Genomic DNA, 13,320 nt, shown 5'->3' with positions numbered 1-13,320 from the left:
GTCCAGCGGCGCCTACTTGTCGGTGACGATCTTGACCTTGTCGCCGGCCGAAACGGCGGCACCGGGCGACAGCGCGTTGAGGACGCGGAACAGGTCGAGCTTGCGGTCGACGCCGACCATCTGCGCCGAAAGTGAACCCATCGTCTGCCCAGGCTGGACGGTGACGACGCGGATGTGCAGCGGCTTCAGCGCCGCCTTTTCGGCAGCACTCAGTATCCGGAACGAGCCGCTTACCGAACGGGCGATCGTGTCCAGAGACGCGCTGGCGGAAGGGGCCGCGGTCAGCAGCCGGTAGACTTGGCCGCCAGCGCGGATCACCGCTATGTCGAATTGCCAGCCTTCGGCGCCGGCATGCGCGGTCGCCGCCTCATTGCCGTTGATGGTTTCCTGCTTGACGCTACTGTCGACGAGACCAGCCACCCAGCCGCTGCGGATATAGTCCGTCAGCGCCCGGTTCTTGTCGATGGAAACGCCATCGAAACGGATCGCTATGTCGCCGGGGCCGGTGGCCGTCACCGCTGCTGCCGAATTGTCGATGATGAAGCCGTCCGGCACCGTGAACGACACACCAAGGCCCGGGTGCAGGAAGGTTTCGCCGCGCACGTAGCCTTCCTCGGGCGTGTCGCCATAGAGCAGGCCGTCTATGCCGGCGAGGAAGGAATCGCGGTCGCGCGTGCCGACGCCCGGCGCGCCGAACTGGCGGGCATGGCGCTGCGCCAGATCGATGCGCTGCGGCGTGTTGGGGTGCGTGGCCAGGAAGTCCAGGCTAGCGTCGGTGGCGCCGCTGATCGAGCGGAAATCGGTATAGGCCGACATCGATTGAAGGAAGCGGCCTGCGGCGAAAGGATCGTAGCCGGCCTCGCCGATCGACTTGATGCCGATGGCGTCGGCTTCCAGCTCCTGGTTGCGCGAAAATTGCGCCAGCCTCAGCTTGCCGCGGATCAACGCCGCCTTGGCGGTCGGGCTGTCGCCGAGCACATCGGAGACCACCTTGGTCGCTAGGCCTTCCTCTGCCTCGAGCTGTTGGCGCTGCAGGCCGTGATTGGCGGTGACGTGGCCCATCTCATGCGCGATTACAGCGGCAAGCTCGGCCGAATCATTGGCCAGCGCCAGGAGGCCGCGGGTGATGTAGAGATAACCGCCCGGCAGCGCGAATGCGTTGACGTTGGGCGAATTTAGAATGGTGATGCGATAGGTCTGTGTCGGGTTGGCGGACACCACCGTCAAACTACCGACCACCTTGGCGACCATTCGCTCGAGCTTGGGGTCGGAATATTCACCGCCGTAAGTCGCCAGGATGCGCGGGTGCTGCGCCTTGGCCAATTCGGCGAGCTTGTTGTTGGCGCCGACATTGTCCACTGTGATCGGCTTGTCGGAAGGCTGGAAGCCGGATTCCTGAACTTCCGGCGGCGTGAACATCTGGCAGCTTGCCAACGCCACGGCAAAACCGGCCAGCGCGAGAAAACGCGCCAGCGGTTTCATTCCCAATGTGTTAGCGCCGATCGCCAGAACGGCTTCCTTTCGGGTCCCGGCGCATGACCACGAAAATCGGGGGCGATCTTCGGAACGCGTCATGCGCTATCTCAAACTGCTGCAGCATCCGTTGCCCGTCCCTTAGGGCGGGCGGCGGATACTGCAGGCAAATCACGGCCTGTGCCGGACCGGTAGGGCGACCTAGCCACACTCCCCCGGTCATGGCAAGCAAACGCCACATCGCCTGGAGCCGGTTTGACCGTAAATTATGTCCGCTTCCGGGCAACATCGCGTGATGTGGAATATCCAGCACCCGCGCCGATATAGCGCCGGAACGCCTCCGGACCAGCCCCGGTAAAGAAATCATCAGCCTTGCCGGTTGCGGCCACCAACCCATTGTCGACAAACACCATGTGCTCGCCGATGCGGCGTGCATCCTCGGGCTGGTGGGTGACAAATAGCACCGTCATGGCGCGTTCGGCATGAACGGCAGCAACCAGATTCAGCATCTCGTCGCGCAAAGCGGGTCCGAGCGAAGCGAATGGCTCGTCGAGCAGCAACACCGGTCGGTCGCGCACCAGCACGCGGGCCAGTGCGACGCGCTGGCGTTCGCCCCCGGAGAGCTCGCGCGGCAGGCGTTTCTCCTTGCCCGCGAGACCGGTGCGCGCAAGCGCCTCGGCGACCGCGGCGCGGTCCGCCTCGGTCAGTCCCAGGGAGGGCGAGCGACCGAGCCCGACATTCTGCTCGACGGAAAGATGCGCGAAGAGATTGTTCTCCTGGAACACCATCGACACCTGCCGCGCCGAGGCCGGCTCGGCGCTGACATCGGCCCCGCCGATCAGCACGCGGCCCGATTGTGGGGTCTCGAAGCCGGCGACCAGATTGAGCAGCGTCGACTTGCCCGAACCGCTCGGACCCATGATGGCGGTGATCTTCGCCGTGGCGAACTCGACGTCGAAGACAAGTGGCACCTCACCATAACTGAACGACACCTTGTCCAGCCGCACCGATGCGCCCTTTTCAAGCCTGCTGGCCGCCCCGTCACGCATCCCGGACCTTCTCCCTTCCCAGCCAGTGCGCCGCCACGATCAACGCGAGACAGACGAGGCCGAGCAGGAGTGCCAGGCCGGCGGCATCCTCGGTGCGGTAGCTGCCCATCCGAGCCAGAAGAAGGTAGGGCAATGTCTGCACGGAATCACTGCCGAACAGGGCAATGACACCGAGATCGCCCAGCGACAGCGCCATGGCGAAAGCGAAGGCCGTGGCGAGCGGGCGCCGCAGCGACGGCCAGTCGACCAGTATCAGCCGGTTCCAGCCCGCAATGCCGAGCTGTGCGCAGAGCCGTTCGTGACGCTCGCTCGCCGCATCATAGGCGGGACGCACGGCGCGCAGGGCGAACGGCATCGCCATCACCGCGTTGACGGTGACGACCATGACCGGGGCGATGGCAAAGACATCGCCGGCATGGCGCAGCAACAGGAACCAGCCGGCGCCGACGACGATCGGCGGCACGACAAGAACAAAGCCGGCGCCTGTATCGGCGGCGCGTTCGAGCAGTGTCTTTGCGCCGGCACGGCGGTTCAGCGCCAGTGCCCGCCGCGCCATGGTCAGCGCCAGCGACAGCATCACCGAGAGCAGTGCCGACAGGAAGGCGAGCGCCGCGCTGGTCAGCGTTGCCTGCCGGACAGTGGCCTCGCTGGCCAAACGGCCGAGATCCGCACCCAACCCGGCCATCACGGTTGCCGCCATCGGCCCAACGACGAACAGCAGCGCCAGGATGATGACTAGCGCGTTCAACCAGGTCTCGCTCCGATTCACCGAGATATAGCGGCGTTGCGCGACCGGCAAATTGGTGTCGCCGACCACATTGGCGCCCAGGCGCGTCAGGGCCAGCACAACGATAAAGGTCAGGGCGATCTGCAACAGCGTCAGTGTAACGGCCCGCGCGGGATCGAAATCGAAGCGCAGGGCCTGGTAGATGCCGACCTCCAGCGTCGTCGCGGCCGGCCCGCCGCCGAGCGTCAGCACGATCGTGAAGGATGTGATGCAGAGCATGAACACAAGCCCGGCGACGCCGGGCAGTGCGGCGCGCAGCGTTGGCCATTCGATCAGCCGGAACGCCGGCCGCGCCGCCATGCCGAGTTGGCTCGCCAACCGCCATTGGTCGGCCGGTATGGTCTGCAGCGCCTCGAGGAACAGCCGCGTCGCCAGCGGCAGGTTGAAGAAGACATGGGCGACGAGGATGCCGGACAGGCCATAGATACCCGGCCAGCTTCCGCCGCCGATCAAGGCAAGCACGCCGGCGAAATAGCCGGCACGGCCATAAAGCGCCAGAATGCCGAGCGCTGCGACAATAGCCGGCAGCGCCAACGGCACGGCGAAGATCTGCAGGATGAAGGCGCGGCCGAAGAAACGTGGATGTCGCGACAGAGCGCGCGCCACGAACAGCGCCGGGATGGCCGAAAGCAGCGTCGAGAGCGCCGCTTGCCAGAGCGTGAAGCGAATGACGCGAAGCAGATAGGGATCGAAGGCTGCCCAGGCGCCCGAGAAATCATGGGCGCCCTCGAAAAGCAGGCCGGCAAACGCGCCGCCGATCAGCAGCGCGATCGCGGCAAGCGCGACAATGCCGGCGCTGACGCGGGGATCAGAGGCTGCGCGTCGCACGCCGGACCACCAATCTCCGGATCGCGGCACTTACAAAGGATTGCGTTCCTTCGCGCCCCCCTCTGTCCTGCCGGACATCTCCCCCACAAGGGGGGAGATTGGCAATTTCGACGCCTCGCTCACTCCAGCAGCATTGGCGATTGGCGAAATCGCCGATGGCAGCCAATCTCCCCCCAAGCGGGGGAGATGTCCGGCAGGACAGAGGGGGGCGCCGTAGAGCACTCATCTTCGATAGCAAACTTATTTGCTCATCACCGCAAGCCATTCATCGACCCAGGCCTTGCGATTGGCAGCGACCTCTTGCGGGCTGAACAGCAAGGTCTTGGTCGGCTTGACCAGTTTATCAAAGGCCGGATTGAGCGGCTTGTCGGTCTTGCCGGCCGGGAACATCCAGTTGGTCTCGGGAATGGCATCCTGGAATTTAGGTCCGGTCATGAAGGCCATAAACTTGGCCGCCAGCGGATTCTTGGCCCCCGTCGTGGTGATACCCGCCACCTCGATCTGCAGATACTCGCCCTCCTCGAAGGAGGCGGCCTGGTAGCGCCCGGTGTTCTCGGCGATCATGTGATAGGCCGGCGACGTCGTGTAGGACAGCACCATCGGCGCCTCGCCCTTGGTGAACAGCCCATAGGCCTCGCTCCAGCCCGGCGTCACGGTCAGCACCTTCGGCTTGAGCTTGGCCCAGGCCTCCGGCGCCTTGTCGCCATAAACCGACTTGACCCACAGAAGCAGGCCGAGGCCCGGCGTCGAGGTGCGTGGATCCTGGATGACGATCTTGTCGTCGGCACTGCCTTCGACCAGCTCTTTCAGGCTTTTCGGCGGGTTCCTCAGCTTCTCGGTGTCGTAGACGACAGCGAAATAGCCGTAATCAAAGGGGACAAAAGTATCGTCGCTCCAGCCACCCGGCACGTTGACATCAGTTACGCCGCCATGCGGCGCGAACAAGCCTGAGGCCTTGGCATCGGCGGTGAGATTGGTGTCGAGGCCAAGCACGATATCGGCCTTGGTCGATGCGCCTTCCAATCTGACGCGGTTGAGCAACGCGACGCCGTCGGCGACCGAGACGAACTCGACATCGCAGCCGCATTCGGCCTCGAACGCCTTCTTCACCACGGGACCCGGACCCCAGTCGGCGGTAAAACTCTCATAGGTGTAGACGGTGAGCTTGTCCTTGGCCAAGGCCGGTCCGGACAAGGCCACGACCGTTGCTGAAACAAGAGCGTATAAAAGCGTGCGCATCGGCGCCTCCTTCGTTCGAATTGAAAGGAATTGAGGCGTCGGACTGTCCGAAACGTCTAATCCCTCCGCCGGTACAAACCGGATCAGGTTCAGCGGGTTGGCGAGACTGCCTCTCAGCCGGTCCGCGAAGATCGCGTCCGGCACCCCGTTAGAGCGTTTCGACACATAGGCCGGCCCGATCCGCCACGCAAGTGGGAGTTTGCCGCCTTCCGTTTCCCGTGCCGGGCTGGTAAGGGCCACACGATATGAGCACATTCACCATCCTGCTTGGCGGCGATCTCATCCGCACGCCACGGCTCGACCGTCAGGTCGAAGGCTCCCGCGTCATCGCCGCCGACGCCGGCATAGGCCATGCGCAGTTGCTGGGCCTCGTGCCGGAGCTGTGGGTGGGTGATTTCGATTCCGTGCCGGCGAACCTGCCGGACGATCTCGCTTCCGTGCCGCGCCGGACCTTCCCGGCGGAAAAGGACCAGACCGATGGCGAACTGGCCATCGCCGCAGCACTCGAGCGCGGCGCGACCCGGCTGGTGCTCGCCGGTGCTTTCGGCGGCAAGCGCGCCGACCACGCTTTCCTGCATCTGGCGCTTGCCTTGCGGCTGGCCGAAGCAGGGACCGATGTGCTCCTGACCAGCGGCGCCCAGGAAGGCATTCCCCTGCTGCGCGGAACGGCCGGCTTCGACTATGCCGATGGCACGCTGTTTTCGGTGCTCGGCTTTTCCGAGCTTGCCGGGTTGACCGTCACCCGCGCCAAATGGCCGCTGAACCACGTCAAGGTGGCCTTCGGTTCGTCGCTGACCATTTCCAACGAGGTCAAGGGCCGCCTCGAAATCGCGCTCGGCCATGGCCGCGCGATGCTGCTCGCTCATCCCTATCCCTTACCTGAAAGCTGACATGGCCCCGCCTCTTCTCAACCTCGACGGGATAAAACTGACCTTCGGCGGCACGCCGCTGCTCGACGGCGCCGCCTTGACGGCTTCGGCCGGCGACAAGATCGCACTGGTCGGCCGCAACGGGTCGGGCAAGTCGACCCTGCTGAAGATCGCCGCTGGCCTGATCGAGCCGCAGGACGGTGAGGTGTTCCGCCAGCCTTCGGCAACTGTCCGCTATTTGCCGCAGATGCCCGACATGGAGGGCTTTGCCACTGTCCGCGCCTATGTCGAGGCCGGGCTTGGCCCTGCCGACGATCCCTACCGCGCCAGCTATCTGATGGAGCATCTCGGACTGTCGGGCGAGGAGCGGCCCAACGATCTGTCGGGCGGCGAGGCGAGGCGTGCTGCCCTTGCCCGCGTCATGGCGCCGGAGCCAGACATCCTGCTGCTCGATGAGCCGACCAACCATCTCGACCTCTCGGTCATCGAATGGCTGGAAGAAGAACTCATCCGCACCTCCTCGGCACTGATCGTCATCTCGCACGACCGCCGCTTTCTCGAACGTGTGTCGCGCGCCACCATCTGGCTCGATCGCGGCCAGACCCGCAGGCTGGACAAGGGCTTTGGCCATTTCGAGGAATGGCGCGACCTGGTCCTGGAGGAAGAAGAGCGCGAGCAGCATAAACTCGGCCGCCAGATCGTTCGCGAAGAGCATTGGCTGCGCTACGGCGTGACGGCGCGGCGCAAGCGAAATATGCGCCGGCTCGGCGAGTTGCAGACCATGCGCCAGCGTTTTCGCGGCCATCGCGGTGCCGAAGGGTCGGCGACCATGGTGGCGAGCGACGCCGCCGAGTCCGGCAAGCTGGTGATCGAGGCGAAGAACATCGAGAAGAGCTTTGGCGATCTCACCGTGGTCAAGGGGTTTTCGACCCGCATCCAGCGCGGCGATCGCGTCGGCCTGGTCGGGCCGAACGGCGCCGGCAAGACGACGCTCTTGAAGATGCTGACCGGCGAGATGAAGCCGGACGCCGGTTCGGTGCGGCTCGGCACCAATCTGGAGATCGCCACGCTCGACCAGAAGCGCGAGGCGGTAGACCCGCAGGAGACGCTGGCGCAATATCTCACCGACGGGCGCGGCGAGAACCTCGTCATCAATGGCGAGCAGCGCCACGTCGTCTCCTACATGAAGGATTTCCTGTTCAAGCCGGAGCAGGCGCGCACGCCGGTGCGCGAGTTATCCGGCGGCGAGCGGGCGCGGCTCTTGCTGGCGCGCGTGCTGGCGCGACCGGCAAACCTTCTGGTGCTCGATGAGCCGACCAACGATCTCGACATGGAGACGCTGGAACTGCTGCAGGAATTGGTCGCCGGTTTCGCCGGCACCGTCATCCTGGTCAGCCACGACCGCGATTTCCTCGACCGCACCGTGACCAGCCTGATCGCGCCGGATGGTGAAGGCCGCTGGATCGAATATGCCGGCGGCTACTCCGACATGCTGGCGCAGCGCGGCGGCACCAGGCTAGACGACCGCAAGGCGCGCGCGAAGGCCGAGAACGGCGAAGCGCCAGTGACGACCAGAAGTGAAGCGGCCGCGCCAAAGGGGCCGGCGAAGAAACTGTCGTTCAAGCAGAAATTCGCTCTGGAATCGCTGCCCAAGAAAATCGAGGCTGTGACAGCTTCGATCTCAAGACTGGAGAACAACATCGCCGATCCGGCCTATTACGAGCGCGACCCGGCCTCCTTCCAGAAAACCATCGCCGCCCTCGACAAGGAGCGCGCGACGCTGGCGGCGCTGGAGGAAGAATGGCTGGAATTGGAGATGTTGCGCGAGGAAATGGAAGGGTGAAGGATTGCGTGGGGGCTTTTATGCGCCTAGATTATGCGCATAAAAGGAGGCGATCTTTATGCTTCAATCGACGTCAAAACCTCAGCGACAATCTGTGAATACGTCCATCGACTCTCGGTTGATCAGCGATGCGAAAGCTTTGGGCATCAATATCTCACGCGCCGCCGAAGAAGGCATTGCAAAAGCAATCTCGGCAGAAAAAACGCGCCGATGGCAGGAAGAAAATAAGGAAGCCATCGACAGCTCCAATGAGTATGTCAGACACAACGGACTGCCACTGGCCAAACAACGGCCGTTCTGATGGCGCGTTATGATTTCTACAGGAATGCCGCGGGCGGCGGTTATCTTCTCGACGTGCAATCAGACCTTCTTGAAGGACTAAGCACCAGGATCATTATTCCGCTGATGCCGCCCAAGATAGCCCCGGTTCCTGGTCGCCGATTAAACCCGACCTTCGCCGTAAATGGCAAAGATCATGTGATGGTCACCCAGTTTATGTCAGCCTTCTCTGCCTCGGAATTGCCGGATCCAGAAGGAAGCCTTTCCAGGCACCATGACGAGATTGTCTCCGCGCTCGACATGCTGTTCCAAGGCTTCTGAACTGCTCCTTCTCAGCCAGCCGTCTTGGCCTGCCAGGCCTTGATCGCCTCGTCGAACACCTTCTCGCCGGGAATGCCCTTTTCCATGGTCAGCAGTGCCCGCCGTCCGGTCTTGTAGACGACCGGTACGTCGATCCAGTCCTGGCCGCGAAGCAGGGTCATGTTGGCGTCTTCGTCGGCCTTGGTATCGTTGAGCGCGACGAGGAAGAAGCCGTCGGCGATCTTCGCCGGGATACCGATCAACGGGCTGCCGGCATCCTGTTCCGAACCCTTCATGGCGACGCGCAGGATGTTGTCGACACCGCCGCCCTCGAAACCGTCGGGCGTCAGGAAGATCATCTCGATGATATGGCTGGCCGGCAGTGTCTGATCGGTGTTGCGGCGGATGGTCATGCGCAACTGGATGTCCTTGCCGGGAATGGTGGCCTCGGCACGGATCGCCGGCTCCGGCGGAAGGTCGCCACCGGGCGATTCCTGCACCAGCGACCAGACGATATTGCCGGGCTCGGCGGAGCCCTGGGCGGTGCTGGTGCGCTCCTCGTAGAAGATCGCCTTCTGGCCGACAGGCAGAGCGGTTTCCACAGGCGCAGCTGCCGGTGCGGGCGGCGTTCCGGCAGCATCGGGCGGCGCTGCCGGGGCAGCTCCGTTGGCAGGCGGCGTTGCGGGGGCGGCACCTGTAGCGGGGGGCGCTGCCGCGGCAGGTGTGCCTGCGGCCGGAGCGGAAATCGCCGGTGCGTTCGTCGCCGAGGGCGGCGTGGTCAGCGCGGCGACCGATTCGCCTTCGCCGATGCCGCTTTGGCCACCGGCCGGACCCGGGTCGACTTCACTGCCCTGCGGCGTCAGCCGCTGCGTGAATTTCGTGCTTTCGGCCTCCGTGCCGCCAGCCGCGGGCGCCGGAGGCGTTGCCGCGGCATCGGTTGCCGGCTTGGCAGGCGCTGGTTTCACCGGCTCGGTCTTGGCGACCTGATTGCCGCCAAGCCCAAGCATTTTGCCGAAGGCATCCTTGTTCAGCCAGATTCCGTAGCCGCCGCCGGCTACGACCAGAAGAGCGACGACGGCCGCGATCAGCCCACCATAGCTGCGCTTGCGCTCGGCGGGACGCAGGCGCTGGAAGGTGTCCGACACCGGCTCTTCGTCGCTGGAAAAGACATCTGCCTCGTCCTCCGCCTCGTCGGCATCCATACCTGGAAGAGGCGTGTCGGCGCGAGCCTGCTGGGAAGGCGCCGGCGTCGCCCTTTGCCAGCTCGGCTCGACCTTGGCGGCAGGTGGTGGCGCGGGCTGATAAGATTCAGGCTTTGCAGCGGGCGGTGCGGGCCAGGCCGATTCAGCCTTGGCCGGCTGCCGTGTATGGCTCGGCTGATTCTTGTTGCGATCGATCGATGAAAAGATGTGTTCCAGCTCCGCCAGCGGATCGGTCTCCGGCAGGCTCTTGGCATAGTCCCGCTCGACACTCGCGATCGCGTCTTCCAGCGAACGCATCTGCGTGGCTATGGCTTCGGCGGCCGGCGGCGGCGAATATTCCTCAAGCTTCTTCGCCAGCATGGTGCGAACGCTGGCATAGATGCGCGTACGCTTTTCCGGCGTCTCGTCGCCACTTGAAACGGATCGGTCACAAGTATCGTGTCGTCCCGTTCCGGGCTGGTGGAAAGGAGTGCGACCGGGGCGCCGATCAGCTCTTCGATGTAGCGGACGTATTTGACGGCCTGGGCCGGCAGATCGTTCCAGCTGCGCGCGCCGGCAGTGGTGCCTTTCCAGCCCTCGAGCGTCTCGTAGACCGGTTCGACGCGTGCCTGCGCGCCCTGGCTGGCCGGCAGATAATCGATCATCTCGCCGTCGAGACGATAACCCGTGCAGACCTTGATCTCGTCCAGCCCGTCAAGCACGTCGAGCTTGGTCAGCGCGATTCCCTTGATGCCGTTGACAGCGACGGCCTGGCGTACCAACACCGCGTCGAACCAGCCGCAGCGGCGCTTGCGGCCGGTGACGACGCCGAATTCATGGCCGCGCGTGCCGAGGAATTCGCCGACCTCGTTCTTCTGCTCGGTCGGGAACGGACCTTCGCCGACGCGTGTCGTATAGGCTTTGGTGATGCCGAGCACATAGCCGATGGCGCCTGGGCCGACGCCGGAGCCGGCGGCAGCCTGTCCGGCAACCGTGTTCGACGAGGTTACGAACGGATAGGTGCCGTGGTCTATGTCAAGCAGCGTGCCCTGCGCGCCCTCGAACAGGATACGCTCGCCAGCCCGGCGCTTGTCGTCGAGGATCTTCCAGACCCGGTCCATATAGGGCAGGATGTCGTCGGCGACCGAGGTCAATTCCTGCATGATCGCGTCATGCGTGACTTCCGCATGGCCAAGCCCCCTACGCAGCGCATTGTGGTGCGTCAGCAGCCTGTCAACCTTCACGGGCAGTGTTTCCAAATCCGCCAAGTCCATCACCCTGACCGCGCGCCGGCCCACCTTGTCCTCGTAGGCGGGGCCGATGCCACGACGGGTCGTGCCAATCTTCGTCCCGGAATTGGATGCGGCGTCCTCACGGAATCCGTCCAGCTCCCGATGCAGGGACAGGATAAGCGCTGTGTTTTCGGCTATTTTCAGGCGATCCGGTGCGACTTCGACACCTTGCGCCTTGAGCTTGGCCACCTCGGCGACGAAAGCATGAGGGTCGAACACGACGCCATTGCCGATGATGGACAGCTTGCCCTGGCGCACGACGCCCGACGGAAGCAACGACAGCTTGTAGACCTTGCCGTCGACGACCAGCGTATGGCCGGCATTGTGGCCGCCCTGGAAACGCACCACGACATCGGCCCGCTCCGACAGCCAGTCGACGATCTTGCCCTTGCCTTCGTCACCCCACTGCGAGCCGACGACCACCACATTGGCCATGTTTCTTTTCCCTTGAGACGCCGCCAAGCGGCTTGAATATGGTTCGAAACGACAGGCCTCTATAACGTCAAGACCTCGCGAGCGCGACCTTTCTTTGCCGTCGAAAATGCCCTGAGGCACAACAATTTTCGGCTTTGACATCATTTACTTGGGCGAGCGAGGGCAATAGGCCGGCAAACACCGCAGCTCCGGCGACTGGAATCCCGCGATGCATCGAAGCGCCTACATATTCCTGCTGCTCACCACCTTGCTCTGGGGCGGAAATTCGGTGGCCGGCAAGCTGGCGGTCGATCACGTCTCGCCGATGACGCTGGTCTTCCTGCGCTGGGTTCTGGCCGTGGCGATCATGCTGCCCATCGGCTGGAAGACCATCCAGAAGGACTGGCCGGTCGTCCGCAAGCACTGGTTCGTGCTGGTCGCCCTCGGCGCCAGCGGCTTCACCCTGTTCAACACCATCTTCTACACGGCGCTCAACTACACGACAGCGATCAATGTCTCGATCGAACAGGCGGCGATGCCGATCCTGATCATGACTGCCAATTTCGTCTTCTTCCGCCTGCGCGTGAACTGGGCGCAGATTGTCGGCGTCGTGCTGACCATCGCCGGCGTGATCCTCACCGCCTGCCATGGCGACCCGCGCCGGCTGTTGACGCTGGAACTCAATTTCGGCGATGCCATCATGCTGGTCGCCGTGTTTCTCTACAGCGGCTATTCGGTCGGACTGCGGTTGAAACCGGTGATGCATTGGCAGAGCCTGATGCTGGCCCTGTCGGTTGCGGCACTCGTCACTTCGCTGCCGTTCTTCCTGTGGGAGGTCGTCGCCGGCAAGGTCATCATGCCCGATGCGCGCGGCTGGACCGTCATCGTCTATACGGCGATCGGCGCCTCCGTCGTTTCGCAGATCTTCTACATCAGAGGCAACGAACTGATCGGCGCCAACCGCGCCGGCCTGTTCATCAATCTGGTGCCGATCTTCGGCACGCTGCTGTCGGCGCTGATCGTCGGCGAGACGTTCCACCTCTATCAGGCACTGGCTTTGGTGCTCGTGCTGGGCGGCATCGGGCTTGCCGAATACAGCGGGCGCAAGATGGCGGTGGCGGACCACCGCAGATGACATGTGGCGGCTGACGCTCTCCCCGTTGCAGCGATTCACGCGAACAGCATGGATCTAGCCAATGGCCCGGAAACAGCGGCATAAACCCTGCCGCGTCCTCACTTGGAACATTTCACCTCCAGCGGAGTTTGAACGGCAGGGAGGCGACATGATGAGCCCGAACCCTCGCAGCACGGCAAGCATTGCCGGTCACCCTATCCATCCCATGCTGATTCCGTTTCCGATTGCCTTTTTTGTCGGCGCCTTCGTTTGCGATCTTATCTTCTGGCGAACAGCCGATCCCGGATGGGTCACCGGGTCGCTTTGGCTTCTCGGCGCAGGCCTGATCATGGCAGCCCTGGCTGCGCTTGCCGGCCTGACGGATGTTCTCGGCGATGTTCAGATCCGCAATCTCACGACGGCATGGCTCCATGCCGGCGGCAATGTACTCGTCGTGTTGATCGAGCTTTACAACTGGTACTCGCGGTATGCCGGCGGAGCGGCGGCCGTGATGCCAACCGGCTTCGTCCTATCGCTGATCGTGGTTCTCATCCTGCTGTTTACGGGCTGGAAGGGTTGGGAACTGGTCTACCGACATCGCGTGGCTGTCTCCGATGGATCCGACGAGTTGACCTGAACCGGCCGCCGCGGC

General features: G+C 63.9%; 11 protein-coding genes, 2 pseudogenes and 1 riboswitch. Of the genes and pseudogenes, 7 read left to right on the top strand and 6 right to left on the bottom strand.

The genetic code is table 11. The annotated features are described in order from the left end of the window. Nucleotides 1-12: 12 nt before the first annotated feature. The 3 genes from EJ079_RS11620 to thiP form a co-directional block, all read right to left on the bottom strand. Nucleotides 13-1,482, bottom strand: coding sequence for a M48 family metalloprotease (locus EJ079_RS11620; protein ID WP_127809036.1), 1,470 nt, complete (start codon nt 1,480-1,482; stop codon nt 13-15). A gap of 257 nt (nt 1,483-1,739) precedes the next feature. Next, entirely contained in the window at nt 1,740-2,522 is a 783-nt protein-coding gene (gene thiQ / locus EJ079_RS11615; protein ID WP_127809035.1) for a thiamine ABC transporter ATP-binding protein, read from the bottom strand. After that, nucleotides 2,515-4,137, bottom strand: coding sequence for a thiamine/thiamine pyrophosphate ABC transporter permease (gene thiP, locus EJ079_RS11610; protein WP_127809034.1), 1,623 nt, complete (start codon nt 4,135-4,137; stop codon nt 2,515-2,517). Before thiP ends, thiQ begins: the two co-directional genes overlap by 8 nt. 52 nt (nt 4,138-4,189) lie before the next feature. Between thiP and EJ079_RS33870 the strand changes: the two are divergent. After that, nucleotides 4,190-4,350 (top strand): annotated as a pseudogene (locus EJ079_RS33870) (precorrin-3B synthase); the annotation flags it as partial. Between the two features lie 27 nt (nt 4,351-4,377). On the opposite strand, the gene thiB reads toward EJ079_RS33870, so the two are convergent. Further along, nucleotides 4,378-5,376, bottom strand: coding sequence for a thiamine ABC transporter substrate binding subunit (gene thiB / locus EJ079_RS11600; protein WP_127809032.1), 999 nt, complete (start codon nt 5,374-5,376; stop codon nt 4,378-4,380). 43 nt (nt 5,377-5,419) lie between these two features. Beyond that, nucleotides 5,420-5,534: riboswitch (TPP riboswitch) on the bottom strand. An 87-nt stretch (nt 5,535-5,621) separates the two neighbouring features. Here thiB and EJ079_RS11595 point away from each other — a divergent pair. Genes EJ079_RS11595 through EJ079_RS11580 form a run of 4 tightly spaced genes read left to right on the top strand, consistent with a single transcriptional unit; the run spans nt 5,622 to nt 8,688 of the window. Continuing rightward, nucleotides 5,622-6,266, top strand: a complete 645-nt coding sequence (locus EJ079_RS11595; RefSeq protein WP_127809031.1) for a thiamine diphosphokinase — start codon at nt 5,622-5,624, stop codon at nt 6,264-6,266. 1 nt (nt 6,267) lies between these two features. Beyond that, a complete protein-coding gene (locus tag EJ079_RS11590; RefSeq protein ID WP_127809030.1) occupies nt 6,268-8,088 on the top strand; it encodes an ABC-F family ATP-binding cassette domain-containing protein in 1,821 nt (606 codons plus the stop codon). Nucleotides 8,089-8,146: 58 nt separating this feature from the next. Beyond that, complete coding sequence (locus tag EJ079_RS11585; protein WP_127809029.1) at nt 8,147-8,389, top strand: type II toxin-antitoxin system CcdA family antitoxin; 243 nt, start codon at nt 8,147-8,149, stop codon at nt 8,387-8,389. After that, on the top strand, nt 8,389-8,688 hold the full coding sequence (locus EJ079_RS11580) for a CcdB family protein (protein ID WP_127809028.1): 300 nt from the start codon (nt 8,389-8,391) through the stop codon (nt 8,686-8,688). The genes EJ079_RS11585 and EJ079_RS11580 overlap by 1 nt, the downstream gene beginning before the upstream one ends. An 11-nt stretch (nt 8,689-8,699) precedes the next feature. On the opposite strand, the gene EJ079_RS11575 is transcribed toward EJ079_RS11580, so the two are convergent. Together EJ079_RS11575 and EJ079_RS11570 are read right to left on the bottom strand one after the other, a co-directional pair. Continuing rightward, nucleotides 8,700-10,229, bottom strand: a complete 1,530-nt coding sequence (locus tag EJ079_RS11575; RefSeq protein WP_127809027.1) for a hypothetical protein — start codon at nt 10,227-10,229, stop codon at nt 8,700-8,702. Nucleotides 10,230-10,282: 53 nt separating this feature from the next. Beyond that, nucleotides 10,283-11,575: pseudogene (locus EJ079_RS11570) on the bottom strand (adenylosuccinate synthase); the annotation flags it as partial. A 208-nt stretch (nt 11,576-11,783) separates the two neighbouring features. On the opposite strand from EJ079_RS11570, the gene EJ079_RS11565 reads away from it, so the two are divergent. After that, nucleotides 11,784-12,689 (top strand): DMT family transporter, encoded by a 906-nt coding sequence (locus tag EJ079_RS11565; protein WP_127809026.1) that lies wholly within the window; start codon nt 11,784-11,786, stop codon nt 12,687-12,689. Between the two features lie 151 nt (nt 12,690-12,840). Beyond that, a complete protein-coding gene (locus tag EJ079_RS11560; protein ID WP_127399338.1) occupies nt 12,841-13,305 on the top strand; it encodes a DUF2231 domain-containing protein in 465 nt (154 codons plus the stop codon). Nucleotides 13,306-13,320 lie beyond the last annotated feature (15 nt).

The sequence above is a fragment of the Mesorhizobium sp. M7A.F.Ce.TU.012.03.2.1 genome (assembly GCF_004006095.1).
Lineage (GTDB): Bacteria > Pseudomonadota > Alphaproteobacteria > Rhizobiales > Rhizobiaceae > Mesorhizobium.
The sequence above is the reverse complement of the archived record's forward strand: the minus strand, read 5'-3'. Positions and strand labels throughout refer to the sequence as shown.